The organism is Citrobacter tructae, assembly GCF_004684345.1.
GTDB classification, from domain to species: Bacteria; Pseudomonadota; Gammaproteobacteria; order Enterobacterales; family Enterobacteriaceae; genus Citrobacter; species Citrobacter tructae.
On the sequence record NZ_CP038469.1, the window covers coordinates 935,112 to 961,715 of the forward strand.

The following is a 26,604-nucleotide window of genomic DNA, read 5'->3' on the forward strand; positions in this document are numbered from 1 at the left end:
CCCAGCACTTTGACTGGGTTTTAATAAGCCTTTAATCTTATTTGGATAATTCTTTTTTGATCTCAGCTTTTATTTTGCTTAATTCGCTCTGCGGATGTTTTTTGCAAAGTTCAACGGTCAATGGAACCGCAGTCGTGATCGTTTCGTTATAGTCTACGAAGTCACCACCTTTGAAGTCTTCATCTTCGTTCAGCACCCAGAAGGCAACTGGAGCCATAGTTTGCGGGTTCAAATCAATAAATTCCTGGCAGCTCATGCCTTTCGGAGTCACTTCAGTTTTAGTTGTTTCTGTTGCTGCACTGACGCTGACACTGGTTAACAGCGCGGCAACCAGAATACCTGCTGTAGAAAGGGAGAATTTATTCATCGTAGTACTCCATTTATAATATAGATAATATCTACACTTGCGCTTTAAACCGTTAATGTAGTTCGAGAAAAATAATACCCCTACCGTCAAAATAATAAAGATTGTGGTTGTTGATATGGCTGAAACTTATATTTAAGGTGACCAATTCTGATGTGAGAGTGGAAATCTCCCCCACAATGTGATCGTTCCGACGAATTCAGCAGATTCATACCCCACTTCCCCTGCCGTTGCACCAAATCTGAACTACGCTGCACAAATGTTGATCATTGGTTAATTAAATAACTCATTTTTTAACAAGTGCCCCCAGTAAACCGGAGGCGCAGACATGGCACGCGTCCTGCATTGTTAATCCAGTAACAGCGAAACGGTATCTGACAGACAACTAACAGCGAGACGGTAATGACATCAAAACCTGAATTATTCGCCCGCGTAGAACACACTTTCAGCCAGCTAACGCCCAGTGAAAAGCGCGTTGCCGGTTGGTTGTTAGCACACGCTGCACAGATCCCATTCGAAACTGCCGACGGTATTGCCAAGGCGACAGGAACCAGTGGTATTACCGTTGGACGCTACCTGCGCAAACTGGGTTTTCGCAATCTTGAAGACGCTAAAGCTAGCCTGCGTGAACTGCCCGCAATTCCCTATCAGCCCTGGGGAATGAATGAACGGCTCGATTTCTGGCACCAGCAGCAAAGCCTGCCGGACCGGGCACAGCAGTCGCTACTGCTGGAAATTGACGCCATTACCCATGTTTATCAGCTGGCGCAAAGCGAGACATTTCTGCGCATTGCGCGGCAGCTGGCGCACGCGGAGGCCGTGTATATCCTCGGTATTCAGTCGACCCGTGGGATCGCCAACGCCTTTTTCAGCCATCTGGAATACCTGCGGCCAAAAGTCAGTTACTCCGAAGGCCTTTCCGGTAGCTGGGTTGAGTCGCTTAATTCAGGATTTAACCAGCCTTATGTAGTGATAACCGATACGCGCGCCTACTCCGCGACGTCACGACAATATTGCCGGGTCGCCAGCGAACGCCACATCCCGCTTGCGCTGATAACCGACGTCTGGTGTCCCTGGGCCAGAGACTACGCCATCGATTTACTCCAGGTGAAAACTGACACCGGACATTTCTGGGACTCGCTCGCTCCCATCAGCTGTCTGTTCAACTTATTACTCTCCGCGGTGGTGGCGCAATTGGGCGACGCCCTCGCCGGACGTCTGCAAACCAATCGCCAACTCCAACAACAGTTTGGTCAATTCGAACAATAAACAGGAAACGTGCTATGCCAGAGACTTCTGTACTGGTCGACCTGTCGGTGATCTTTCCGTCACTGCATATCGATCTCAAATACGCCACTAGCGATAACATTACCGGCGCACCTGTCTACCGGGAAGCGCGCTGCCTGTTACACACCGATGCGGTCACTGGACTGGCCAAAAGCATCAGCATTGCGCACCTGGCGGGCCTGAACCTGGTGGTATACGACGCGTATCGCCCACAGCAGGCGCAGGCGATGCTGTGGAATGCCTGTCCCGACCCACAGTACGTTGTGGACGTGGCGATTGGCTCCAATCACAGTCGGGGCACAGCCATTGACGTCACGCTGATGGATGAACGTGGCAATGTCCTCGATATGGGCGCCGATTTTGATGAAATGCACGATCGTTCCCACGCCTGGCACCCTTCGGTTCCGCCGCAAGCGCAGCGTAATCGACTGTTGCTAAACGCCATTATGTCAGGTGGCGGTTTTGTCGGGATCAGCAGCGAATGGTGGCATTTTGAATTACCTGACGCTGCCCGCTATCCCCTGCTTGAAGACTGTATTGCGTGCTTCCCTGCACCACAAATAACAACATCACACCCCTTTTAATTCTGGAGCCTGGTTATGAAGACAACACATGCCTTAACATCGCTGTTTCGTCCCGCTCTGATAGCGCTCGCATTAGCGGCGGCCCTGCCCGCCGCGCAGGCTGCAGTGCCCAAGGATATGCTGGTGATTGGTAAAGCCGCCGATCCGCAAACGCTCGACCCTGCCGTCACAATTGATAACAACGACTGGACGGTGACCTATCCGTCTTACCAACGTTTGGTGCAGTACAAAACCGAAGGCGATAAAGGTTCTACGGAAGTAGAAGGTGATTTAGCCAGCGGCTGGAAAGCGTCTGACGATCAGAAAGAATGGACCTTCACCCTGAAAAACGATGCCAAATTTGCCGACGGTACGCCGGTGACGGCAGAGGCGGTGAAGCAATCTTTTGAACGTTTACTCAAAATTGGTCAGGGACCTGCCGAAGCGTTCCCGAAAGATCTGAAGGTTGAGGCCATTGATGCCAGTACGGTGAAGTTTACCCTCAGCCAGCCGTTCGCACCGTTCCTGTACACGCTGGCGAATGACGGGGCTTCGATAATCAACCCGCTCATCTTAAAAGAACATGCCGCTGACGATGCGCGTGGTTTCCTTGCACAGAATACGGCGGGCTCGGGTCCCTTCATGTTGAAAAGCTGGCAAAAAGGACAGCAGTTGGTTCTGGTGCCTAACCCGCACTGGGCGGGGCCAAAGCCAGTATTTAAGCGCGTATCGGTGAAAATCATCGGTGAAAGTGCCTCCCGCCGTCTGCAACTGTCGCGCGGCGATATCGACATCGCCGATGCGCTGCCTGTCGATCAGCTTGCCGCCTTAAAACAGGAAGGCAAAGTCAACGTCGCGGATTACCCGTCGCTGCGCGTGACCTACCTGTACCTGAACAACAGCAAAGCGCCGCTCAACCAGGTGGATTTACGCCGCGCCGTTTCGTGGTCAACCGATTATAAGGGGATGGTGAACGGGATCCTCAGCGGCAACGGTAAACAAATGCGCGGCCCGATCCCCGAAGGCATGTGGGGCTTTGATGAAAAAGCAATGCAGTACAGTTTTGATGAAGCGAAAGCCAAAGCTGAGTGGGACAAAGTCGCGACCAAGCCTGACAGCCTGAGCTTCCTGTACTCGGATAATGATCCAAACTGGGAGCCGATTGCCCTCGCCACCCAGGCCAGCCTTGGCAAGCTGGGGATCAAGGTGAAACTGGAGAAACTGGCGAACGCCACCATGCGTGACCGCGTCGGTAAAGGCGATTATGACATCGCCATTGGCAACTGGAGCCCGGACTTTGCCGACCCGTACATGTTTATGAACTACTGGTTTGAGTCCGATAAGAAAGGCTTACCGGGTAACCGTTCATTCTATGAAAACGGCGAGGTCGATAAGCTGCTGCGCAGTGCGTTGTCAACTACCGACCAGGTTGCCAGGACCAATGATTACCAGCAGGCACAAACTATCGTGATTGATGAAGCGGCCTACGTTTATTTATTCCAGAAAAACTATCAGCTGGCGATGAACAAAGACGTCAAAGGATTTGTATTCAATCCGATGCTGGAACAGGTCTTCAATATCGCCACCATGAGTAAATAATCTCACCACGTTTATGCGGAGCCGCATTGGCTCCGCAAGGGGAAGCCAATGACTTTCTGGAGCATTTTACGCCAGCGCTGCTGGGGACTTATCCTGGTGGTAGCCGGTGTTTGCGTGATCACCTTTATTATTTCGCACCTGATCCCGGGCGACCCCGCGCGGCTGCTGGCGGGCGATCGCGCCAGCGATGAAATTGTTGAAAATATTCGCCAACAGCTGGGCCTGAATCAGCCGCTGTACGTGCAATTTTTTCGCTACGTCAGCGATGTTTTTCAGGGAGATTTAGGCACCTCGATTCGTACCGGGCGTCCAGTCATGGATGAGCTACGCATCTTCTTCCCCGCCACGCTTGAACTGGCCTTTTGTTCTTTGCTGCTGGCGCTGATTATCGGTATTCCGCTGGGAATTTTATCCGCCGTCTGGCGTAACCGCTGGCTCGATCACCTTGTGCGTTTGATGGCGATCACCGGTATTTCGACGCCAGCGTTCTGGCTCGGTCTCGGGGTTATCGTGCTGTTTTACGGTCATCTGCAAATTTTGCCTGGCGGTGGACGCCTCGACGACTGGCTGGATCCGCCGACGCACGTTACCGGGTTTTACCTGATAGATGCGCTGCTGGAAGGCAATGGCGAGGTGTTTTTCAATGCGCTCCAGCATCTGATCTTACCCTCTCTGACGCTGGCCTTTGTGCATCTGGGGATTGTCGCCCGCCAGATTCGCTCCGCCATGCTCGAACAGCTTAGCGAAGATTACATCCGCACCGCCCGCGCCAGCGGTTTACCGGGCTGGTACATCATTTTGTGTTATGCGCTACCTAACGCGCTGATCCCCTCAATCACCGTTCTCGGTCTGGCATTGGGCGATCTGCTCTACGGCGCGGTACTCACCGAAACGGTCTTCGCGTGGCCGGGTATGGGCGCCTGGGTGGTAACGTCCATTCAGGCACTCGACTTCCCGGCGGTGATGGGATTTGCCGTGGTCGTTTCCTTTGCTTATGTGCTGGTCAACCTGGTGGTGGATTTACTCTACCTGTGGATCGACCCACGAATTGGACGTGGAGGTGCTGAATGATGCTCTCGCAAGAAACGCCCGCCGCCTCGCCAACCGCCCGCCGCCGCCGTGACTGGGCAAAGTTGTTCTGGATGATGAAAAGCAGCCCGCTAACGCTGATTGGTGGGGTGATCATCGTGCTGATGCTGTTAATGATGGTGCTGTCACCGTGGATAACACCTTACGATCCCAACACCATTGACCTGAACGCGCGTTTGCTGCCGCCATCTGCCGCGCACTGGTTTGGTACCGATGAGGTGGGACGCGATCTGTTTAGTCGTGTGCTGGTTGGCAGCCAGCAGTCGATCGTCGCCGGACTGGTGGTGGTAGGCATCGCCGGCGGAATTGGCTCGCTGGTCGGCTGTCTGTCCGGCGTGATGGGGGGACGTGCTGATGCGATTATTATGCGCATGATGGACGTGATGCTGTCGATCCCCTCACTGGTGCTGACGATGGCGCTTGCCGCCGCGCTGGGACCCAGCCTGTTTAACGCCATGCTGGCTATTGCGATTGTGCGTATTCCTTTCTACGTGCGCCTGGCCCGTGGGCAAACGTTGGTGGTACGCCAGTTTACCTATGTGCAGGCGGCCCGCACCTATGGCGCGTCCCGCTGGCATCTGATTAGCTGGCATATCTTACGTAATTCTTTGCCACCACTGATTGTGCAGGCGTCGCTGGACATCGGCAGTGCGATCCTGATGGCCGCCACGCTCGGGTTTATCGGTCTGGGGGCGCAACAGCCCAGCGCGGAATGGGGAGCAATGGTGGCGATTGGTCGCAACTATGTGCTTGACCAGTGGTGGTACTGCGCGTTTCCTGGCGCCGCCATTCTGATTACCGCTGTCGGTTTCAATCTCTTCGGTGACGGTATTCGTGACCTGCTGGACCCAAAAGCCGGAGGAAAACAGTCATGACTCAACCCGTACTGGAAATCGAGAATTTGCACCTGAGCTTCCCCGGCTATAAAGCAGACGTCCACGCGTTGAACCACGTCTCACTGCACATCAACCGGGGTGAGATTGTCGGTGTGGTCGGCGAGTCCGGCTCCGGAAAATCCGTGACCGCCATGCTCGCCATGCGCCTGCTGCCGGAGGGCAGCTATCGCGTTCACCAGGGGCGCGTTTCGCTGCTCGGTGAAGATGTGCTGAACGCCAGCGAGAAACAGATGCGCCAATGGCGCGGGGCTCGCGTGGCGATGATTTTTCAAGAGCCGATGACGGCATTGAACCCGACCCGGCGCATTGGTCAGCAAATGGTGGAGGTGATCCGCCATCATCAATCACTCAGCCGCACGGATGCCCGTCAAAAAGCCATCGCGTTGCTGGAAGAGATGCAAATCCCGGACGCCGCCGAGGTGATGTTGCGTTTCCCGTTTGAGCTTTCCGGCGGTATGCGCCAGCGCGTGATGATCGCACTGGCCTTTTCCTGCGAACCGGAACTGATTATCGCCGATGAACCAACCACTGCGCTGGATGTGACAGTGCAACTGCAGGTGCTGCGCTTGCTGAAGCATAAAGCTCGGGCCAGCGGCACGGCGGTGCTGTTTATCAGCCACGATATGGCGGTGGTTTCGCAACTGTGCGACAGGTTGTACGTCATGTACGCCGGAAGCGTGATTGAAAGCGGCCCGACGCATACGGTGATTCAACACCCGACGCATCCCTATTCCATCGGCTTGCTGAAATGCGCGCCGGAACACGGTGTGCCCCGCGCCCCGCTGCCTGCAATTCCGGGAACTGTACCGAACTTAACCCAATTACCTGTTGGATGCGCATTCCGTGAACGCTGTTTTGCCGCCGGTGCACAGTGTGAAGCGGTCCCGACGTTACGCAGTCAGGGGCGTACAGATCAGCAGTCCGCCTGTTGGTATCCACAACTGGAGACAATCCATGACTGACATTTTACTGTCGTTGCAGGATGTGCATGTCAACTTCCCGGCCCGTAGAAATTGGCTTGGCAAGGTCACTGAACACGTGCATGCACTCAACGGGATGGATTTACAGATCCGCCAGGGGGAAACGCTAGGCATCGTCGGCGAATCTGGCTGTGGTAAAAGTACGTTGGCGCAGTTGCTAATGGGCATGCTCAAGCCGAGTCAGGGGCAATGCGACCGCAGCACAGAAAAACACAGCGGTATGCAAATGGTCTTTCAGGACCCACTCTCATCGCTGGATCCGCGCTTACCGGTCTGGCGGATCATAACTGAACCGGTGTGGATCCAAAAGCGGAGTCCGGAGCGTGAACGACGCATGCTTGCCGAGGATTTGGCGCGACAGGTGGGGATTCGCCCGGAATATCTCGATCGCCTGCCACATGCGTTTTCCGGTGGCCAGCGCCAGCGTATTGCCATTGCCCGCGCGTTGTCCTCTGAACCCGATGTGATCGTGCTTGATGAGCCCACCTCGGCGCTGGATATTTCCGTGCAGGCGCAAATTCTCAACCTGCTGGTTGCGCTACAGGTACGCAGAAACCTGACCTACGTGCTGATCTCACATAACGTATCCGTGGTGCGGCATATGAGCGATCGCGTGGCGGTGATGTATCTGGGGCAAATTGTCGAACTGGGTGACGCTCAGCAAGTATTAACCCATCCGCAACACCCTTACACACGTCTGTTGCTGGATTCTGTTCCCAAAACCGGCGCGCCGCTGGCGGAAGATCTGCTGTTACGAAAAACTGAGCTGCCGGGAAATCGAACGCTACCGCAAGGATGCTATTTCCGCGACCGCTGCCCGCTGGCGACTCACGGGTGTGAGAAGAAACAGGCATTGTTAAAAAGTGACACCGGATGTGAAGTTCGCTGCTGGCGGGCGGTTACCGGGGGCTGACCAGGCAGGCGTATTGTGCCAGGCACATCAGGCCCGGTACGCCTTTTTCAGTGAGTCCACCAGCATTTCAGACGCGGTCGACAGCTTATGATGCGCAGAACGCAAGATCCCAATGCGCCGCTGGATCACCGGGCTGTCCAGCTCAATACAGGTTGCACCAAGCTCGGTCATCTGCGTACGGCACAGCGCGGGTACAGCGCTGCCGCCTAAACCATTCGCCACCAGGCGTCCAATGGTCACCAGTTGATGACTCTCCAGCGCCACCTCCAGCGTATAACCGCTTTGCACTAGCTGTTCTTCCAGCATTAAACGCACGGCAGATGGACGTTGCAACGTGATGAAATCCAGCGTCAGCAGCTCCTTCCATGTAATGCGTTCCCGCCCAGCCAGGCGACTGGTTGGGGGGACGATGGCAATAAAACGATCCATCCCGAGCGGAGTAAAATGCAGGTGTCCGGTATAGTCCGGTTCAAAGGCAATCCCCATTTCAACTCGCCCTTCACTGACCATTTCAATCACCTGCTCGTTAATCACGTCGTGCACCGTGACGTTGATACCGGAATAGGAATCACGAAACGTTTTGAGCACTGGCGGCAGCACGTTAGCGGCAAATGACGGCATGGCGGCAATCGAGATTTTACCGCGCTGCAGCGTAAAGCGCTGGCGCATCGCTTCTTCGGTATTCTCCCAGTCGGCAAGCAGCTGTCGCCCCATGGTTAGCAGCGTTTCGCCCTCCTGCGTCAGGGTTACTTTACGGGTCGTTCTCAACAACAACGCCCCGCCCAGCGATTCTTCCAGTCCCTTGATCGCGAGACTTAACGCGGGCTGAGACATATTCAGCCGTTCACTGGCATGAGCAAAATTCAGAGTGTGAGCTACCGCTAAAAACGCGCGTAACTGTTTGATGCTCATTCTCATTATTCATTCCTTTAACTTATTGAATACCTTTAATTAACATTAAATTGATAAAAAAACCCAATGAGTGAGTCACAAATTTAAAATTAACAAATCATTATTCACCCCCAATGATGTCGGCAAGGACAACTGGAGGGGCAAGTGTATGGCTGGACTGGATAAACGGGTCGCCACGTATCAACAGGCGCTGGAAGGACTGACCGACAACATGACGCTGCTGGCTGGCGGTTTTGGCTTATGCGGGATCCCTGAAAACCTGATTGCGGAAGTACGCCGTCGGGAAGTTCAGGGTCTGACCGTGGTATCAAACAACTGCGGCGTCGATGGCTTTGGTCTTGGCGTGCTGCTGGAAACGCGCCAGGTACGCAAAGTGGTGGCGTCCTATGTCGGTGAAAATGCCCTGTTCGAAAAGCAGGTGTTGAGCGGCGAGCTGGAAGCCATTCTGACGCCACAAGGTACGCTGGCGGAGCAGCTACGTGCAGGCGGCGCGGGGATCCCAGCCTTCTTTACCGCTACCGGGTACGGCACGCCCGTCGCCGAAGGCAAAGAGGTGCGCGAGTTTGCAGGACGTCCTTACATCTTAGAACAGGCGATCGTCGGTGATTTTGCGCTGGTCAAGGGCTGGAAAGCCGACTGGTACGGCAACGTCATCTACCGTCATACCGCGCAGAACTTTAACCCGTTGATGGCGGCTGCCGGGCGTATCACGGTGGTGGAAGTGGAAGAGATTGTGCCTCCCGGCGAGCTGGACCCCGCCGCTATTCATACCCCCGGAATTTACGTCAATCGCATTATTCAGGGCCAGTTCGAAAAACGTATTGAACAACGCACCCTACGCCAGAAAGGAGCCTGACCATGTTAACGCGTGAACAAATGGCGATGCGAGTCGCCCGCGAGCTGCGCGACGGCTATTACGTCAACCTCGGTATCGGCATCCCAACACTGGTGGCGAACTATATCCCGGACGGCATGGACGTGATGCTGCAATCTGAGAACGGTCTGCTCGGCATGGGGCCGTTCCCTACCGAGGACGACATTGATGCAGATATGATCAATGCCGGGAAGCAAACCGTGACGGCGCGTAAAGGCGCGGCAATTTTCGACTCTGCGCAGTCCTTCGCCATGATCCGTGGCGGCCACGTCGACCTGACAGTGCTCGGTGCATTTGAGGTGGACACGAACGGTAATATCGCCTCATGGATGATCCCCGGAAAAATGGTGAAAGGCATGGGTGGCGCAATGGATCTGGTGGCTGGGGCTGAAAACATCATTGTGGTGATGACCCATGCCTCAAAGAGCGGCGAGTCCAAACTGCTTCCCGCCTGCACTCTGCCACTGACCGGCGTGGCCTGCATCAAACGTGTACTGACCGATCTGGCGCTGCTGGAAATCGCCGATGGCGCGTTCATTCTGCGCGAGCGGGCGCCGGGCGTCAGCGTCGACGACATCATTGCCAGAACTGCCGGCAAGCTGATCGTTCCCGATCATGTGCCAGAAATGCACTTTAACTGAGGATCTGACCATGCTGGATGTTGTTATTGTCGCGGCAACGCGCACCCCGATTGGCAGTTTTCATGGCGCGCTGGCACCGCTATCCGCCGTAGAGTTAGGCACGACCGTCATTCGCGCCCTGTTGGAAAAGACCGGCGTCGCGCCAGAACAGATAGACGAGGTGATCTTAGGCCAGGTCCTGACGGCAGGCTGTGGTCAGAACCCGGCCCGACAAACCGCAATACGCGCCGGATTACCGGTAACCACACCTGCGATAACCATCAATTTGCTGTGTGGCTCGGGGCTGAAGGCGGTACATCAGGCGGTACAGGCCATTCGCTGCGGCGATGCAGACATCGTGATTGCTGGCGGTCAGGAAAGCATGAGCAATGCGCCCTATTTTCTCGACGGCGCGCGAGCGGGCCTGCGTCTGGGCCACGCCAGCCTGAAAGACAGCGTGGTACATGACGGACTGTGGGATGCGTTTAACGACTACCACATGGGCATTACCGCCGAAAATCTGGCGGATAAATTCGCCATCAGCCGTGAACAACAAGACGCCTTCGCGCTGCACTCCCAGCAAAAAGCAGCTGCCGCCCTCGAAGCCGGTCGGTTTAACGCAGAAATCACACCCGTCAGCGTCCCGCAAGGGAAAAAAACGCCACGTGTGGTAGACCGCGATGAGCAACCCCGTCCTGATACCCAGGCAGAAAAACTGACGCAGCTTAGACCCGCATTTCGACCCGGTACCGGTACGGTGACGGCAGGCAATGCGTCCTCATTAAACGACGGTGCGGCAGCGGTGATGCTGATGAGCGCCGCCAAAGCCACTGAATTAAATCTCCCGGTGCTGGCAAAAATTACCGGCTATGCCGTTTCGGGTGTTGATCCGGCCATTATGGGTATTGGCCCGGTGGAGGCATCGCTGAAGTGCCTGAAGCGCGCTGGCTGGACGCTGGATGACGTGGATTTGATCGAAGCCAATGAAGCCTTTGCCGCACAGGCCCTGGCGGTCGGCGAATCGCTGAACTGGAACAGCAGCAAAGTTAACGTCAACGGCGGCGCGATTGCACTCGGTCACCCTATTGGCACTTCCGGCTGTCGCATTCTTGTCACTTTGCTGCATGAAATGGCGCGGCGCAACGTCGCCAAAGGGCTGGCCACGCTGTGTGTTGGCGGCGGGCATGGCGTGGCGCTGACGGTGGAACGTCCAACAGGAGCACAACATGCAGACTAATCACATCAGCGTGCTGGGTGCCGGGTTAATGGGCGTCGGCATCGCCACCCACTTTGCCCGCTTTGGTCATGATATCTGGCTGTTTGATACCGACAGCAACCGCATTGCAGAAATTACGGCTGTCGCCAGCAGCATTCTGGACGAACTGATCGCCACCGACCAGTTTCCCGCCGATGACAAAGAGCAGGTTCTCAGCCGGTTGCACGGCACAACCTCTCTGGCGGATATTGCTGCATCGGGATTACTGATTGAAGCAATTCCGGAACGGCTTGAACTCAAGCACTCACTGTATGCACAACTTGAAGCCGTGATCTCACCTGAAGCGATTATCGCCAGTAATACCAGCGGCCTGCCGCCAGATGCACTGGCGGAGAAACTCACGCACCCGGAGCGGTTGCTGATCGCACATTTCTGGCACCCTCCGCACTTTATTCCGCTGGTAGAAATCGTACCTGGCAAAGCAACAAAGCCGAAATATCTCAGCGAATTACAGCAATTCCTGGTTGCGATACAGCTTGAGGCAGTGGTGCTCGATCGCGCCGCACCGGGCTTTGTTGGTAACCGCCTGCAGTTTGCCCTGCTACGTGAAGCACTGCATATCGTCAAAAACGGTATTGCCAGCGCCGAAGTAGTGGACCAAGTGATGCGCGCCTCCCTCGGACGCCGGTATGCGATGGTCGGTCCGCTGGAAGCGGCGGATATGACCGGGCTTTCTACGGTGCAGGACATTTGCCGTCATCTACTACCGGAACTCGCCACCGGCAGCGACATGATGTCGCTGGTTGATGACAAGGTTGCCCGTGGTGACACTGGCTTGCGCAGCGGTCAGGGGTTTTATCGCTGGGATGATTCGCGCAAGGAATACATCCAGCAACGCAGAGAGCATCAACTGCGTTTTGCCCTGAAACCGTAACTTCTCTTTCTGTACCCCACTATAACAATGATATTGAGGAGTCATGATGAGTGTATTAATCGCCCTGGCAGCGCTGGGCCTGCTGATGCTGGCAGCCTATCGCGGATACAGCGTTATCCTGTTTGCCCCCATCGCGGCATTAGGTGCTGTTCTGCTGACTGAGCCCAGTGCCGTCGGCCCTGCCTTTACCGGCCTGTTTATGGAAAAAATGGTCGGTTTTGTGAAGCTTTACTTCCCGGTGTTCTTACTGGGAGCGGTGTTTGGCAAGTTAATCGAGTTATCCGGCTTTTCCCGTTCAATCGTCGCCGCCGCCATCAACATCCTCGGGCGTCGTCACGCCATCCCGGTGATCGTGCTGGTGTGTGCGTTGCTGACCTACGGTGGGGTATCGCTGTTCGTGGTAGCGTTTGCGGTGTATCCATTCGCGGCTGAACTGTTCCGTCAGAGTAATATTCCTAAGCGGTTGATCCCGGCAACCGTTGCGCTGGGCGCATTCTCCTTCACCATGGATGCGCTACCCGGCACTCCGCAGATCCAGAACATTATCCCGACCAGCTTTTTTGGTACTAACGCCTGGGCTGCACCCTGGCTTGGGCTGATAGGATCGCTGTTTATTATCTTTGTTGGCCTGATTTACCTTGAGCGTCAGCGTCGCAAAGCGCAGGCAAAGAACGAAGGCTATGGCACTGAACTGTTAAACGAGCCGGAAACACCGGATAACATTAACCTGCCAAACCCGATTATTGCGATTTCTCCGCTGATTCTGGTCGGTGTGTTTAACCTGTTGTTTACCCGTTGGATCCCGACGTTTTATGGCTCGACGCATCAACTGGAGCTGCCGGGTCTTGCCAAGCCGATTACCACCGAAGTTGCAAAGATCACCGCCATCTGGGCGGTGGAAGCCGCGCTGATTGCCGGGATTTTGCTGGTAGTCATTTTTGGTTTCCGCAATATTAAAGGTCGTCTGGCGGAAGGCAGCCGAACGGCGGTTGGCGGCGCGATCCTCGCCGCCATGAATACCGCGTCAGAATACGGCTTTGGCGCAGTGATCGCCGCGTTGCCGGGCTTCCTGGTGTTGTCAAAAGCGCTGGCGGCGATCCCTGATCCACTGCTCAATGAAGCCATCAGCATCACTACACTTGCCGGGATCACCGGTTCGGCATCCGGCGGGATGAGTATTGCGCTCGCGGCAATGTCAGACACCTTTATTGCCGCCGCACATGCTGCCAACATTCCGTTGGAAGTCTTTCACCGCGTCGCCTCTATGGCCAGCGGTGGCATGGATACTCTGCCGCATAATGGGGCAGTGATTACGCTGTTGGCCATCACGGGATTAAGTCACCGTCAGGCGTATGGCGGGATCTTCGCCATCACCGTGATCAAAAGTCTGGCCGTTCTGTTTGTGATCGGCGTCTTCTACACCACCGGAATTGTTTAAGGAGAATCATCATGAACTTAACAGGAAAAGTTGCTCTGGTTACCGGCTCTACCAGCGGTATCGGATTAGGCATCGCGCAGGTGCTGGCGAAAGCCGGTGCCACCCTTATTCTTAACGGTTTTGGTGATGTCGAGGCGGCAAAAGATGCCGTGGCGCAGTATGGCAAAACGCCAGGGTATCACGGTGCGGATCTCAGCGATGAAACACAAATCGCCGAGATGATGCGCTACGTCGACAGCGAATTCGGCGGCGTGGATATTCTGGTCAACAATGCCGGGATCCAGCATGTTTCGCCGCTGGAGACCTTCCCGGTCGAAAAATGGAACGCGATTATTGCCATTAACCTCTCTTCCGTTTTCCACACCACCCGCCTGGCACTGCCCGGCATGCGACAGCGTAACTGGGGACGCATCATTAATATCGCCTCTGTACATGGACTAGTGGCGTCAAAAGAGAAATCGGCGTATGTCGCGGCGAAGCACGGTGTGGTGGGATTAACCAAGACCACGGCGCTGGAAACGGCGCAGACCGGCGTGACCTGTAACGCGCTGTGCCCAGGCTGGGTGCTGACGCCGCTGGTGCAGCAACAAATCGACAAGCGCATTGCCGAAGGCAGCGCACCGGATGCCGCGCGCGATGCCTTGCTGGCAGAAAAGCAGCCGTCACGCGAGTTTGTCACCCCGGAGCAACTGGGGGAACTGGCGCTGTTCTTGTGTTCAAATGCAGCCGCACAGGTACGTGGTGTGGCGTGGAATATGGACGGTGGTTGGGTAGCGCAGTAAGTTATGCAGGCCGGATGCGGCTTCGCATCCGGTCTGCGGCCATCAGGACTTCAACTGGTAATCAAGCGTGATTTCCGCGTTCAGTACCTGCGATACCGGGCAGCCGGCTTTCGCTTTCTGAATAATACCGTCAAAGGTTGCGGCATCAATGCCAGGCACGGCGACTTCACTGTGCAGCGCCACTTTGGTGATGGCAAAGCCCGCATCCACCTTATCCAAAGAAACATCGGCAGTAGTATCAATGGCATCTGGGGTAAACCCCGCCTCGCCCAGCATGAGCGAAAGCGCCATCGAGAAGCAAGCAGCATGGGCTGCGCCAATCAACTCTTCAGGATTGGTGCCTTTCACACCTTCAAATCGTGTATTAAACCCATACGGTTGCTGGTTCAACACCCCACTTTCGGTCGACACGGTGCCTTTACCGCGCTTGATGTCGCCCTCCCAGTGTGCCTGACCTTTCTTATGGATAGTCATTACCGTTCTCCTGTGTTGTCGTCGGAGTAACAAGTATAGGACGTCTGGGAAAATGCATGACACATACGGGATAGTTCTGCATTTACCGCTTAATCATTGACCTTTCAGATTAAATGACCGACCATCCAGAAAGCCGTTATTTTAAACATCGGCTTTCTATCAGGTTGTATTTCGTCCGTTCTCATACGGGCTCGCCCTTGAAACCAGTAACAGGATTAAGGAGTTAGAATGAAATCGAACCGTCAGGCCCGTCATATTCTTGGACTGGACCACAAAATCTCCAATCAACGTAAAGCCGTGACCGAAGGCGACAAAACCAGCGTGGTCAACAATCCTACCGGAAGAAAGCGCCGCACTGACGGCAAATAGCCTTTCGCACGTCTGACTGAATAACGAGATAAACACCATTGCAACCGCAGTGGTGTTTTTGCTTATAAAACCCCTTAACCCATTCACAATGCTTTATACTTCGCCCGTTTCCCCGGCGGACAGGCAACCTACGATCATAAAGAGTGCCGGGGACGGTTATTCAAAAAAGAGTGAGTGACATGGAAAACGAAACTAAAAAACTGCGTTCCCTTTACATCCCTTACGCTGGCCCGGTACTGCTGGAATTTCCCTTACTGAACAAAGGGAGTGCTTTCAGTGTGGAAGAACGCCGTAACTTCAACCTGCTGGGGTTACTGCCGGAAGTGGTCGAGACGATTGAAGAACAGGCCGAACGCGCCTGGATCCAATATCAGGGATTCAAAACCGAAATCGACAAGCATATCTACCTACGCAACATCCAGGACACCAACGAAACCCTGTTTTATCGACTGGTGAATAACCATCTGGATGAGATGATGCCTGTTATCTACACCCCAACGGTGGGGGCTGCCTGTGAGCGTTTTTCTGAGATCTATCGCCGTTCTCGCGGCGTGTTTATCTCTTATCAGAACCGCCACAACATGGACGATATCCTGCAAAACGTCCCGAATCACAATATCAAAGTCATCGTCGTGACCGACGGTGAACGTATTCTGGGTCTTGGCGATCAGGGGATCGGCGGGATGGGCATTCCTATCGGTAAGCTGTCACTGTATACCGCCTGCGGTGGCATCAGCCCGGCCTACACCCTGCCGGTGGTGCTGGATGTCGGCACCAACAATCAGCAATTGCTGAACGATCCGCTGTATATGGGCTGGCGTAATCCGCGCATCACCGACGATGAGTACTACGAATTTGTTGATGAATTCATCCAGGCAGTGAAACATCGCTGGCCGGAGGTGCTGCTGCAGTTTGAAGACTTCGCGCAGAAAAATGCCATGCCGTTGCTGACCCGCTATCGCGATGAAATCTGTTCGTTTAACGACGATATTCAGGGCACGGCGGCGGTGACCGTGGGGACGCTGATTGCGGCCAGCCGCGCGGCTGGCAGCCAGTTGAGCGAACAGAACATTGTCTTCCTCGGAGCAGGCTCCGCCGGTTGTGGGATCGCCGAGCAGATCATCGCGCAGATCCAGCGTGAGGGATTAAGTGAAGAAGCCGCGCGTCAGCGTGTGTTTATGGTTGACCGTTTTGGCCTGTTAACCGACAAAATGCCTAACCTGCTCTCCTTCCAGACCAAGCTGGTGCAAAAGCGCGAGAATTTGCAGCACTGGGATACGCAAGAAGATGTGCTGTCGCTGCTCGACGTGGTTCGCAACGTCAAGCCGGACATTCTGATCGGTGTTTCCGGGCAAACGGGTCTGTTTACCGAAGAGATTATCCGCGAGATGCACAAGCATTGTCCGCGCCCGATCGTCATGCCGCTGTCTAACCCGACGTCGCGCGTTGAAGCTACGCCTCAGGATATTATCGCCTGGACCGAAGGCAATGCGCTGGTTGCCACTGGTAGCCCGTTCGCCCCGGTAGCCTGGAAAGATAAAATCTACCCGATTGCCCAGTGTAATAACGCCTATATCTTCCCTGGAATCGGCCTTGGCGTGATCGCCTCTGGTGCCAAGCGCATTACCGATGACATGCTGATGTCGGCCAGTGAAACGCTGGCGCAGTATTCACCGCTAGTGCTCAACGGCGAAGGGCTGGTGTTACCGGAACTGAAAGATATTCAGACCGTTTCCCGCGCCATTGCGTTTGCCGTCGGCAAAATGGCCCAGCAGCAAGGTGTGGCGGTAAAAACGTCTGCCGAAGCGCTGCAGCAGGCAATTGACGAGAATTTCTGGCAAGCGGAATATCGCGACTACCGTCGTACGTCTATCTGACGATTTACCCGGCGGCGCCTGCCGCCGGGTGTTCAACACTTGCACAATTCAGCGACTTGCGATTACACTTTCACCATCGATTAACATTCGGAAAAATACAAGGAGGATACTTATGCTGTACTGTGAACGTTTGATCGTTTCACATGCTTTTGGCGATCGCCAGTGCTCAAGCGTTATCGGTATCGTGCTGCGATAACTTCTGCTTGAGCGAAGCTAACTTCTAAATCCCCTTCTCTCGGGCTTACCGGGTTATCGTCAGCGATGTTTGACGAGGCGTTTTCGCGCCTGTAACTCTTGAGTAAGCAACAATGAGCACATTACTAACCGCACAATCCTTACACGTTGATACGGCATTCGGCACGCTGTTTGACGATCTCACCTTTACGCTGAAAAAAGGCGACCGCATCGGGCTTATCGGCTACAACGGCTGCGGCAAAAGCACGCTGTTAAAGCTGCTCGATGGCACAATCTCACCCACCAGCGGGTCTATTGCCCAGGCGCACCACTGCCACCTCGCCCGCGTAGAACAGCATTTACCAGACGCAATACTGCCATTGACGCTGCAGGAAGCGGTACTGGCTCAGCTTCCCGAGCATGAGCGCGCGGGTCAGCAGTGGCGGGTTGAGTCGCTGCTCGCAGAAATGGGCTTTACGCCGGAAAATTTGCACCTCACCGCACAAACGCTGAGCGGTGGGCAGCATACGCGCCTGCTGTTAGCCCGTGCATTGATGCGCAATCCCGACCTGCTGCTGCTGGATGAACCGGGTAACCATCTGGATTTGCCCACACTGCTGTGGCTGGAGCAGTTTTTGCAGCGCTGGTCTGGCAGTTTTGTGGTGGTTTCTCACGACCCACAGTTGCTGGATGCGGTGACGCACGGAACGTGGATCTTGCGCGATCGCACGTTGCACGCTTTTGATCTTCCCTGTAGCGCAGCGCGCCAGGCGCTGGTAGACAGAGATGCCAGCGACGCACTGCGCCATAAAGCGGAGCAAAAGGAAATCGATCGTGTCACCGCCAGCGCCAAACGTCTGGCTACCTGGGGACGGGTCTACGACAACGAAGATTTGTCCCGCAAAGCCAAGCAGATGGAAAAACAGGTGCTACGTCTGAAGGATGAGCAGACGGAAGTCACTGCCGGAAGTCAGTGGTCACTAACATTACAGGGAGATGCCCTGCGTGCCGACCGTTTGCTGGAAATGACTGACCTGCCGGTCTCTCCAGCGCCTGACGCAGCAACGTTGTTTTCCATTGCGGGCATTCGTATTAAAAGCGGCGATCGCGTGGCGATTGTCGGGCGCAACGGCTGCGGGAAATCATCACTGTTAAAGCTTATCTGGCAGCAATATCAGACGCAAATGAGCTCGACATCGCTGGTGCTGCACCCCCGGGTGACGCTAGGGTACTACGATCAGTCGCTGCACCAGCTTGCGGATGACGATTCGTTGCTCGATGCCCTGGAGCCGTTTGCCCCACAGCCAGATGTTCGCAAGATGGCACTGATTAGCGCGGGTTTCCCGTGGGTCCGACACCCGCAACGGGTCAGCACCTTAAGCGGTGGTGAACGTTCGCGGCTGCTGTTTATCGGGCTGACACTTGCGCGTTATAGCCTGCTGATGCTCGATGAACCGACCAACCATTTGGATATGGAAGGCAAAGAAGCGCTGGCACGCACACTGCAATCCTTTAGCGGCGGTGTACTGCTGGTCAGTCATGACCGTCAGCTTATCAGCCAAAGCTGTAACCGCTTCTGGTTTATCGACGAGGGTGAGCTTAGCGAATGGCATGACCTGGAGGCGATCAACGCGCGTATTCAGAACACTGCCTGTGAGTTAACGGCAACCAAAACCGAGGCACAGGTTGTTCCTGATCCCCATCGTAATGGAGACGAAATGCTGGAGAAACTTCTTGAGCTGGAACAGCGGCTGGCCGACGACCTCGCACGCAAACCGAAGCATCAGAAACCGCAGTTACAGGCCCAATGGCGTAAGGAGATTGAGCGTCTGAATTCACAACTGGAGTAAACCGTATTGCCGGATAAGCTCGCGTCTTTCGGCAACTCTTTTTAGACGCAGAATGACGTTTTGGCAAAAAAATGGCGCTACCGATGTAGCGCCATTTTTATCAGCAGAACGTTAATGGGTTATTGCAACCCTTCCTCGTTCTCTTTCTTCGCCTCTTCGCGTTCAACTTCGCGATACCAGCGCGGGTGGTGCTTCTTCGCCCAGCGGCGGCTGACCTTCCCTTCGACCATGCCTTTAATCGAGCCTTTCACCCAAAATGCCATGTACATATGGATGAGGATAGCGTGCATCAAAATAATGCCCGCCGCAGCGTGGATCAGCAGGCTGTAACGTACCACCTGCATCGGGAAGAACTGCGCAAAGTACGGACGCCAGATAATCACCCCGGTCACCAGCAGCACAAAAATCATGCTCATGATCGACCAGAACATCATTTTCTGCCCGGCATTGTACTTACCGACATCCGCCACTTTGTGTTCATTGCCCTTCAGCACTTCCACAATGTTTTTCAGCCACGGAATGTCTTTCTTATCCGGGATGTTGTGGTGCACAAAGCGCGCAAACATGAACATCAGCGCGACGAAAATCAGCAGACCGAAGAACGGGTGCAAAATGCGTCCCATCTGCGGTGTGCCAAAGGTTTGCGTCAGCCATTGCAGCGTTGGGAAGAAAAACGAAATCCCCGACAACGACACCAGAAAGAAGCAGATCACCACCGTCCAGTGACAGGCGCGGTCAATAAACTTTGTGCGCACAATCATTTTCGACTTACTCATGATGATCCTCCTCGTCGTCGTCCACTTCCTTATTCGGGCCAATACCAATGTAGTGATAAATCAGCCCGGCGAAGGTGGCGATAAATCCAGCTGCGGCCAGCGGTTTCAGCGCCCCTTTCCACAGATTGATAGACGTATCTATCTGCGGATCTTTTGGCAAACCGTGGTACAACTCCGGCTGGTTGGCGTGATGCAGGACGTACATAACGTGCGTACCGCCCACACCCTGCGGGTTGTAGACACCGGCATGTTCGAAGCCGCGTGATTTCAGCTTCTCCACGCGTTGCTCGGCCATTTCCAGCATCTCTTGCTTAGTACCGAAGTGTATCGCCCCAGTCGGACAGGTTTTCACGCAGGCAGGTTCCTGCCCGACGCTCACGCGATCCACACACAGCGTACATTTATACACGCGGTTATCCTCTTTATTGAGGCGCGGAATATTAAATGGACACCCGGCAATACAGTACCCGCAGCCGATACAATGCTCTGACTGGAAATCGACAATCCCGTTGGCGTACTGAATGATTGCCCCGGCAGACGGGCATGCCTTCAGGCAGCCCGGATCTTCACAGTGCATACATCCGTCTTTACGAATCAGCCATTCCAGCTTGCCGTTCTGTTCGGTTTCGGTAAACCGCATCACCGTCCAGGACTTGGCACTGAGATCGGCGGGGTTGTCATACACCCCGACGCAATGGCCCACTTCATCACGGATATCGTTCCATTCTGAGCACGCCACCTGACAAGCTTTACAGCCGATACAGGTGGAAACGTCGATCAGCTTCGCGACTTCTGCTTTGTAATCACGTGCCTGAGGTGGCGGCGTGATGGAGTTGGTAGCGGACCTTTTGATGATGTCCTGCGTTTCCATAGACATATGTTCGCCCCCTTACGCCTTCTCGATGTTAACTAAAAACGCTTTGTATTCCGGCGTTTGCGAGTTTGCATCACCGACATTTGGCGTCAGGGTGTTGGCGATAAAGCCTTTACGCGCGACTCCTTCAAAGCCCCAGTGAATCGGGATCCCCACCGTTTCAACCTGCTGACCATTAACATGCAAGGTGCGCAGGCGACGCGTAACCACCGCAACCGCACGGATGAATCCACGTTTGCTACTCACTTTCACGTGGTCACCGTTGGCAATCCCTTTCGCCGCCGCCAGCGTTTCGCTGATCTCCACAAACTGCTCTGGCTGGGCAATCGCATTCAACAACGCGTGCTTGGTCCAGGTGTGGAAATGTTCGGTCAGACGATAGGTTGTCCCAACGTATGGGAAGTCTTTCTTATTCCCCATACGTAACGCATCCGCTTCGTACAAACGCGCTGCCGGGTTGGAGATGACGTTCGGGTGCAGCGGGTTTGTCCCCAGCGGCGTTTCCATCGGCTCGTAGTGTTCCGGGAACGGCCCTTCCGCCATCTTATCAATGGCAAACAGACGACCCAGTCCTTCCGGTTGCATGATAAACGGGTTGGTCGCGCTGCCTGGCGCCGCGTTGTTGAAGTCAGGGATATCGTTACCCGTCCACTTCGTCCCGTTCCACTTGATCAGCATACGTTTCGGATCCCACGGTTTACCCTGCGGATCCGCCGAGGCGCGGTTATACAGCACGCGACGGTTCAGTGGCCATGCCCATGCCCAACCCAGTGTATTCCCCAGCCCTGACGGGTCAGAGTTATCGCGGTTAGCCATCTGGTTGCCCTGTTCGGTCCAGCTACCGGTGTAAATCCAGCAGGAGGATGCCGTGGTGCCGTCATCACGCAGCAGCGCAAAGCTATTCAGCAACTGGCCTTTCTTCGCAACCAGCACGCCGTTGGCATCATAGAGATCTTCCAGCGCATAGCCGTTGTTCTCTTTTGCTACTTCCTCTGAATGCGGTTCGTCCGGCTGCTTGTAGCTCCAGCTCATTTTCAGTACCGGCTCTACGCCTTTACCGCCTTCAGTGCGGTACATATTGCGCAGACGATGGTAAATACCGGCCAGAATTTCGCCGTCATTGCGGGCTTCACCTGGTGCATCCTGACCTTTCCAGTGCCACTGCAACCAACGTCCGGAGTTGGCAATCGAGCCGTCTTCTTCCGCAAAGCAGGTTGATGGCAGACGGAACACTTCGGTCTGGATAGTCGACGGATCGACATCGTTCGATTCGCCGTGGTTTTGCCAGAACGTTGAGGTTTCTGTCACTAGCGGATCGATAACCACCAGATACTTCAGCTTGCTCAGCGACTGCACCACTTTGTTTTTGTCCGGGAAGGACGCAACCGGGTTAAAGCCCTGACAGATGTAGCCGGTAACTTTTCCGCTATCCATCATGTTGAAGTATTTAATGACGTCGTAGGACTGATCCCACTTAGGCAGCCAGTTGAAACCCCAATCGTTCTCTTTCTGCGCCGCATCGCCGTAGAAAGATTTCATCAGGCTAACGAAGAACTTAGGATAGTTACCCCAGTAGTTCACCTGATCGGCAAGCGTTGCTTTTGGCGTGTTAGCAGCCAGGTAAGTTTGCAGATCGGTCTGTTTCTCAGACGGTAGCGTCAGATAGCCTGGCAGGCTGGTAGACAGCAGACCTAAGTCGGTTAACCCCTGAATGTTGGAGTGACCGCGTAAGGCGTTTATACCGCCACCCGCCATCCCCATGTTGCCGAGCAGCAACTGGATCATCGCCATAGTGCGGATGTTCTGCGCCCCAACGGTATGCTGCGTCCAGCCCAGCGCGTACAGGAAAGTCGTCGTACGATCGGCCGCGCTGGTGGAGGCCAGCACTTCACACACTTTCAGGAAGTCGGCTTTTGGCGTACCGCAGATGTTTTCCACCACGTCCGGCGTATAGCGGGAAACGTGCTGTTTCAGCAAGTTCCAGACACAGCGCGGATGGGACAGCGTTTCATCGCGTTTGGCATAGCCGTTATCATCGAACTGGTAGTTCCAGGACGATTTATCGTATTGACGTTTTTGTGCATCGTAGCCGCTGAACAGGCCATCTTCGAAAGTAAAATCATCCCGCACCAACAGGCTGGCGTTGGTGTAGTGTTTAACGTATTCAGCGTTGATTTTGTTGTTTTCGATCAGATACAGCAATACGCCGGACAGGAACGTAATGTCCGTGCCGGAACGAATCGGCGCGTAGATATCAGCAACCGAAGCTGTACGAGTAAATCGAGGGTCGACAACAATCAGCGTGGCATCATTGTTGTTTTTGGCTTCCATCGCCCAGCGGAATCCCACCGGATGTGCTTCAGCGGCGTTACCGCCCATCACCATCACGACGTTAGCGTTTTTGATATCAACCCAGTGGTTGGTCATCGCACCGCGACCAAATGTTGGAGCAAGACTTGCTACCGTTGGTCCGTGTCAGACGCGCGCCTGGTTGTCTACCGCCAGCATGCCGAGTGAGCGCACAAACTTTTGCGTCAGCATGCCGGTTTCATTACTTGCCGCAGATGCGCACAGCATCCCGGTTGAAAGCCAGCGGTTTACCGTTACACCCTGTTCATTCTTCTCAATGAAGTTGGCGTCGCGGTCGGTTTTCATTAATTTTGCAATGCGGGTGAATGCTTCATCCCAACTAATGCGCTGCCACTTATCAGAACCCGGTGCACGATATTCAGGGTAACGCAGACGGTTTTCACTGTGTACGTAATCCAACAATCCTGCGCCTTTCGGGCATAACGCCCCGCGGCTTACCGGATGATCCGGATCCCCTTCGATATGATAAATCGACTCTTTGGCATTTTTTGCTCCATCTCCCAGGCTATACATTAATAGCCCGCAACCTACGGAACAGTATGTGCAGGTGTTTCGGATCTCTTTCGCGCGTATCAGTTTATAGTTTCGCGCCTGAGCCAGTGCCATCTTGGGTGCAAAACCCAGTGCAGCGACTGTTGTTCCTGCCATACCGCCCGCGCAGATTTTAAAAAATTGTCTGCGGCTGACGTCCATTGCATCCCTCTTTTATCAGAGTTATAACTTCGCGATGAAACTAACAGCTATATCTATAAAAATTTTGCGTCAAATCAATAACGAAACGGTTCCGCTACTAAATAGTGCAATTTGCTTAACTCGTATACTCATAAGGAGTTAACCCGAAAGGGAATAAACTGGCGCGTCGCGGCGTAAAAATGCTATACCTTTCAGCTTGATTTTTTGCCAGTGCCGTGGACAGACAGAAAAAATGACGAAACAAAAAGCAACCTTAATTGGGCTCATGGCCATCGTGCTCTGGAGCACCATGGTCGGGCTGATTCGTGGCGTAAGCGAAGGGCTGGGGCCGGCAGGCGGTGCCGCCATGATATTCTCATTAAGCGGCCTACTGCTGATATTCACCGTTGGCTTCCCTAATATCCGTAAGTTCCCTGTTCGCTATTTAATCGCCGGTAGCGTACTTTTCGTTAGCTATGAAATATGTTTAGCTTTGGCCCTGGGCTATGCCGCTACCCGGCATCAGGCAATTGAGGTCGGCATGGTCAATTATCTCTGGCCCAGCCTGACAATATTGTTTGCGATATTATTTAATGGTCAAAAGACAACCTGGCTGATCATCCCAGGATTAATCGTCGCATTAACGGGAGTTTGTTGGGTATTAGGCGGTGAGAATGGACTTAACCCTGATGAAATTATAAGCAACGTTGCCAGTAGTCCACTCAGTTATTTTCTCGCTTTTCTCGGGGCATTTATCTGGGCCACCTATTGCACGGTGACCAATAAATACGCAAAAGGTTTTAACGGTATCACCGTGTTCGTTTTACTGACGGCTACGAGTTTGTGGATTTACTATTTCATGACACCTCAACCTGAAATGGTGTTCAGCACGCCAGTGACCATTAAACTGTTTACAGCAGCGCTTACTTTAGGATTTGCCTATGCGGCGTGGAATATCGGCATCCTGCACGGGAATGTCACGGTTATGGCCGTTGGTTCATATTTCACCCCGGTTCTATCTTCCGCGCTCGCCGCCGTGCTGCTGAGCGCCCCGCTGTCGTTTTCATTCTGGCAAGGTGCACTGATGGTCTGCGCCGGCTCTTTGCTGTGTTGGCTGGCAACACGTAATGCTTAAAAAACAAGCCGGGTTTAGCGTAAAATCTAAAACCGGCTACACTTCAATCAAATTAATGAATAATTATTGTTCATTTCACTTGTGCTTTATGTTTTATTTTGTTTAATTAAATGTTAAACATATGATAATTAATTAACCCATGAAAGTATTGCATGGTTATTTATAAACCTCATGATGCATATATTATACAAGCGTAACTAACGCTAATTAAACCATAGACACCGCAATAGTACCCCACGTAAATATACCCATCCCGACAAGTCACATAATACGATTAATATAAACAGTTGTATTATGTAGATCTGGATCACACAAATCATAATATCTTGTAATATTATGAAACTTATTATTGAACTCATACCACAAGGTCATTTAAAAATAGTTCGCCATTGACGAACCCCTTCGTTTAGCAATGGTTTAGGAATCACACCAAGAAGAAAATTATAAGGATTATTTAGAATGAAACTTAAATTAGTTGCAGTGGCAGTGACTTCCCTGTTGGCAGCAGGTGCGGTAAACGCAGCTGAGATTTATAACAAAGACGCAAACAAACTGGATCTGTACGGTAAAGTTCACGCTCAGCATTACTTCTCTGACGACAACGGCAGTGACGGTGACAAAACTTACGCGCGTCTGGGCTTCAAAGGCGAAACTCAGATCAACGACCAGCTGGTTGGTTTTGGCCAGTGGGAATATGAATTCAAAGGTAACCGTGCAGAATCCACCGGCGGTTCTAACAGCGACAAAACTCGTCTGGCATTCGCTGGTCTGAAATTCGCTGAATACGGTTCTTTCGACTATGGCCGTAACTACGGCGTAGCATACGACATCGGCGCATGGACCGACGTTCTGCCTGAGTTCGGTGGCGACACCTGGACCCAGACTGACGTATTCATGACCAGCCGTACTACCGGCGTTGCAACCTACCGTAACACCGACTTCTTCGGTCTGGTTGAAGGCCTGAACTTTGCCGCTCAGTACCAGGGCAAAAACGACCGTAGCAACGTTAAAGAAGCTAACGGCGACGGTTTTGGTCTGTCTACCACTTATGAATACGAAGGCTTTGGCGTAGGTGCTACCTATGCGAAATCTGACCGTACCGATGCGCAGAACAACCGCAACAGCGTATTCAAAGCTAACGGTGAAAATGCTGAAGTATGGGCTGCTGGCCTGAAATATGATGCGAACAACATCTACCTGGCAACCACCTACTCCGAAACCCGCAACATGACCACTTATGGTTCTAACGTTAACGGTATCGCTGAGAAAGCACAGAACTTTGAAGCTGTTGCACAGTACCAGTTCGACTTTGGTCTGCGTCCGTCCGTGGCTTACCTGAAATCCAAAGGTAAAGACATCGCAGTATTCGGCGACCAGGATCTGGTTGAATACGTAGACCTGGGTGCGACCTACTACTTCAACAAAAACATGTCTACCTTCGTTGATTACAAAATCAACCTGCTGGATGACAACAACTTCACGCGTATTGCTGGTGTAAGCACTGACAACATCGTGGCTGTTGGCCTGAACTACCAGTTCTAATTTTGTTGTAAGTTGAATACAAAG

24 protein-coding genes are annotated in these 26,604 nt (G+C 53.7%); 18 read left to right on the forward strand and 6 right to left on the reverse strand.

The window, feature by feature from the left end; all coding sequences use genetic code 11:
* Window positions 1–37: 37 nt before the first annotated feature.
* On the reverse strand, window positions 38–367 hold the full coding sequence (gene hdeB / locus E4Z61_RS05035; protein WP_135321816.1) for an acid-activated periplasmic chaperone HdeB: 330 nt from the start codon (window positions 365–367) through the stop codon (window positions 38–40).
* A 399-nt stretch (window positions 368–766) separates the two neighbouring features.
* Between hdeB and E4Z61_RS05040 the strand changes: the two genes are divergently transcribed.
* Genes E4Z61_RS05040 through E4Z61_RS05070 form a run of 7 tightly spaced genes read left to right on the forward strand, consistent with a single transcriptional unit; the run spans window position 767 to window position 7,691 of the window.
* The gene (locus tag E4Z61_RS05040) at window positions 767–1,633 is read left to right on the forward strand and encodes a MurR/RpiR family transcriptional regulator (protein WP_135321817.1); all 867 of its coding nucleotides are present in this window, start codon (window positions 767–769) and stop codon (window positions 1,631–1,633) included.
* A 14-nt stretch (window positions 1,634–1,647) separates the two neighbouring features.
* Window positions 1,648–2,235, forward strand: coding sequence for a D-alanyl-D-alanine dipeptidase (gene ddpX, locus E4Z61_RS05045; protein ID WP_135321818.1), 588 nt, complete (start codon window positions 1,648–1,650; stop codon window positions 2,233–2,235).
* Between the two features lie 15 nt (window positions 2,236–2,250).
* Complete coding sequence (locus tag E4Z61_RS05050; protein ID WP_135321819.1) at window positions 2,251–3,813, forward strand: ABC transporter substrate-binding protein; 1,563 nt, start codon at window positions 2,251–2,253, stop codon at window positions 3,811–3,813.
* Window positions 3,814–3,861: 48 nt separating this feature from the next.
* Window positions 3,862–4,884: an ABC transporter permease gene (locus E4Z61_RS05055; RefSeq protein WP_135321820.1), complete on the forward strand. Its 1,023-nt coding sequence runs from the start codon at window positions 3,862–3,864 to the stop codon at window positions 4,882–4,884.
* Window positions 4,881–5,777 (forward strand): D,D-dipeptide ABC transporter permease, encoded by an 897-nt coding sequence (gene ddpC, locus E4Z61_RS05060; protein WP_135321821.1) that lies wholly within the window; start codon window positions 4,881–4,883, stop codon window positions 5,775–5,777. Before E4Z61_RS05055 ends, ddpC begins: the two co-directional genes overlap by 4 nt.
* On the forward strand, window positions 5,774–6,760 hold the full coding sequence (locus E4Z61_RS05065) for an ABC transporter ATP-binding protein (protein WP_135321822.1): 987 nt from the start codon (window positions 5,774–5,776) through the stop codon (window positions 6,758–6,760). The genes ddpC and E4Z61_RS05065 overlap by 4 nt, the downstream gene beginning before the upstream one ends.
* Complete coding sequence (locus tag E4Z61_RS05070) at window positions 6,753–7,691, forward strand: oligopeptide/dipeptide ABC transporter ATP-binding protein (protein WP_135321823.1); 939 nt, start codon at window positions 6,753–6,755, stop codon at window positions 7,689–7,691. Before E4Z61_RS05065 ends, E4Z61_RS05070 begins: the two co-directional genes overlap by 8 nt.
* 27 nt (window positions 7,692–7,718) lie before the next feature.
* Here the strand turns inward: E4Z61_RS05070 and E4Z61_RS05075 are convergent, their stop codons facing one another.
* Complete coding sequence (locus tag E4Z61_RS05075) at window positions 7,719–8,609, reverse strand: LysR family transcriptional regulator (RefSeq protein WP_135321824.1); 891 nt, start codon at window positions 8,607–8,609, stop codon at window positions 7,719–7,721.
* Between the two features lie 142 nt (window positions 8,610–8,751).
* On the opposite strand from E4Z61_RS05075, the gene E4Z61_RS05080 reads away from it, so the two are divergent.
* Genes E4Z61_RS05080 through E4Z61_RS05105 form a run of 6 tightly spaced genes read left to right on the forward strand, consistent with a single transcriptional unit; the run spans window position 8,752 to window position 14,467 of the window.
* Window positions 8,752–9,459, forward strand: a complete 708-nt coding sequence (locus E4Z61_RS05080; RefSeq protein ID WP_135321825.1) for a CoA transferase subunit A — start codon at window positions 8,752–8,754, stop codon at window positions 9,457–9,459.
* Between the two features lie 2 nt (window positions 9,460–9,461).
* A complete protein-coding gene (locus tag E4Z61_RS05085) occupies window positions 9,462–10,118 on the forward strand; it encodes a CoA transferase subunit B (protein ID WP_135321826.1) in 657 nt (218 codons plus the stop codon).
* A 10-nt stretch (window positions 10,119–10,128) separates the two neighbouring features.
* Window positions 10,129–11,334 carry an acetyl-CoA C-acetyltransferase gene (locus E4Z61_RS05090; protein WP_135321827.1) on the forward strand — a complete coding sequence of 402 codons (1,206 nt, stop codon included), beginning with the start codon at window positions 10,129–10,131 and terminating at the stop codon, window positions 11,332–11,334.
* Window positions 11,324–12,247, forward strand: coding sequence for a 3-hydroxyacyl-CoA dehydrogenase family protein (locus E4Z61_RS05095; protein WP_135321828.1), 924 nt, complete (start codon window positions 11,324–11,326; stop codon window positions 12,245–12,247). The genes E4Z61_RS05090 and E4Z61_RS05095 overlap by 11 nt, the downstream gene beginning before the upstream one ends.
* A gap of 43 nt (window positions 12,248–12,290) precedes the next feature.
* Window positions 12,291–13,685, forward strand: coding sequence for a GntP family permease (locus tag E4Z61_RS05100; RefSeq protein ID WP_205746881.1), 1,395 nt, complete (start codon window positions 12,291–12,293; stop codon window positions 13,683–13,685).
* Between the two features lie 11 nt (window positions 13,686–13,696).
* Window positions 13,697–14,467, forward strand: a complete 771-nt coding sequence (locus tag E4Z61_RS05105) for a 3-hydroxybutyrate dehydrogenase (RefSeq protein WP_135321830.1) — start codon at window positions 13,697–13,699, stop codon at window positions 14,465–14,467.
* Window positions 14,468–14,509: 42 nt separating this feature from the next.
* Here E4Z61_RS05105 and osmC read toward each other — a convergent pair whose 3' ends face one another.
* On the reverse strand, window positions 14,510–14,941 hold the full coding sequence (osmC, locus tag E4Z61_RS05110; RefSeq protein WP_135321831.1) for a peroxiredoxin OsmC: 432 nt from the start codon (window positions 14,939–14,941) through the stop codon (window positions 14,510–14,512).
* A gap of 228 nt (window positions 14,942–15,169) precedes the next feature.
* Here osmC and sra point away from each other — a divergent pair, with 228 nt between their 5' ends.
* The 3 genes from sra (at window position 15,170) to E4Z61_RS05125 (ending at window position 19,211) form a co-directional block, all read left to right on the forward strand.
* Window positions 15,170–15,310 carry a stationary-phase-induced ribosome-associated protein gene (sra, locus tag E4Z61_RS05115; RefSeq protein WP_135321832.1) on the forward strand — a complete coding sequence of 47 codons (141 nt, stop codon included), beginning with the start codon at window positions 15,170–15,172 and terminating at the stop codon, window positions 15,308–15,310.
* 179 nt (window positions 15,311–15,489) lie between these two features.
* Window positions 15,490–17,187: a malate dehydrogenase gene (gene maeA, locus E4Z61_RS05120; RefSeq protein WP_135321833.1), complete on the forward strand. Its 1,698-nt coding sequence runs from the start codon at window positions 15,490–15,492 to the stop codon at window positions 17,185–17,187.
* A 308-nt stretch (window positions 17,188–17,495) separates the two neighbouring features.
* Window positions 17,496–19,211 (forward strand): ABC-F family ATP-binding cassette domain-containing protein, encoded by a 1,716-nt coding sequence (locus E4Z61_RS05125; protein WP_135321834.1) that lies wholly within the window; start codon window positions 17,496–17,498, stop codon window positions 19,209–19,211.
* A gap of 119 nt (window positions 19,212–19,330) precedes the next feature.
* Here the strand turns inward: E4Z61_RS05125 and fdnI are convergent, their stop codons facing one another.
* From fdnI to fdnG, 3 genes are read right to left on the reverse strand one after another with little or no spacing between them, the layout of a single operon-like run.
* Window positions 19,331–19,987: a formate dehydrogenase-N subunit gamma gene (gene fdnI, locus E4Z61_RS05130; protein WP_135321835.1), complete on the reverse strand. Its 657-nt coding sequence runs from the start codon at window positions 19,985–19,987 to the stop codon at window positions 19,331–19,333.
* Entirely contained in the window at window positions 19,980–20,864 is an 885-nt protein-coding gene (gene fdnH / locus E4Z61_RS05135) for a formate dehydrogenase N subunit beta (RefSeq protein WP_135321836.1), read from the reverse strand. Before fdnH ends, fdnI begins: the two co-directional genes overlap by 8 nt.
* Window positions 20,865–20,876: 12 nt before the next feature.
* Window positions 20,877–23,924, reverse strand: a complete 3,048-nt coding sequence (gene fdnG / locus E4Z61_RS05140; RefSeq protein WP_135321837.1) for a formate dehydrogenase-N subunit alpha — start codon at window positions 23,922–23,924, stop codon at window positions 20,877–20,879.
* Between the two features lie 232 nt (window positions 23,925–24,156).
* On the opposite strand from fdnG, the gene yddG reads away from it, so the two are divergent.
* Both yddG and ompD read left to right on the forward strand, forming a co-directional pair.
* Window positions 24,157–25,038 (forward strand): aromatic amino acid efflux DMT transporter YddG, encoded by an 882-nt coding sequence (gene yddG, locus E4Z61_RS05145; RefSeq protein ID WP_135321838.1) that lies wholly within the window; start codon window positions 24,157–24,159, stop codon window positions 25,036–25,038.
* Between the two features lie 459 nt (window positions 25,039–25,497).
* Entirely contained in the window at window positions 25,498–26,580 is a 1,083-nt protein-coding gene (gene ompD, locus E4Z61_RS05155) for a porin OmpD (protein WP_135321839.1), read from the forward strand.
* Window positions 26,581–26,604: the final 24 nt, after the last annotated feature.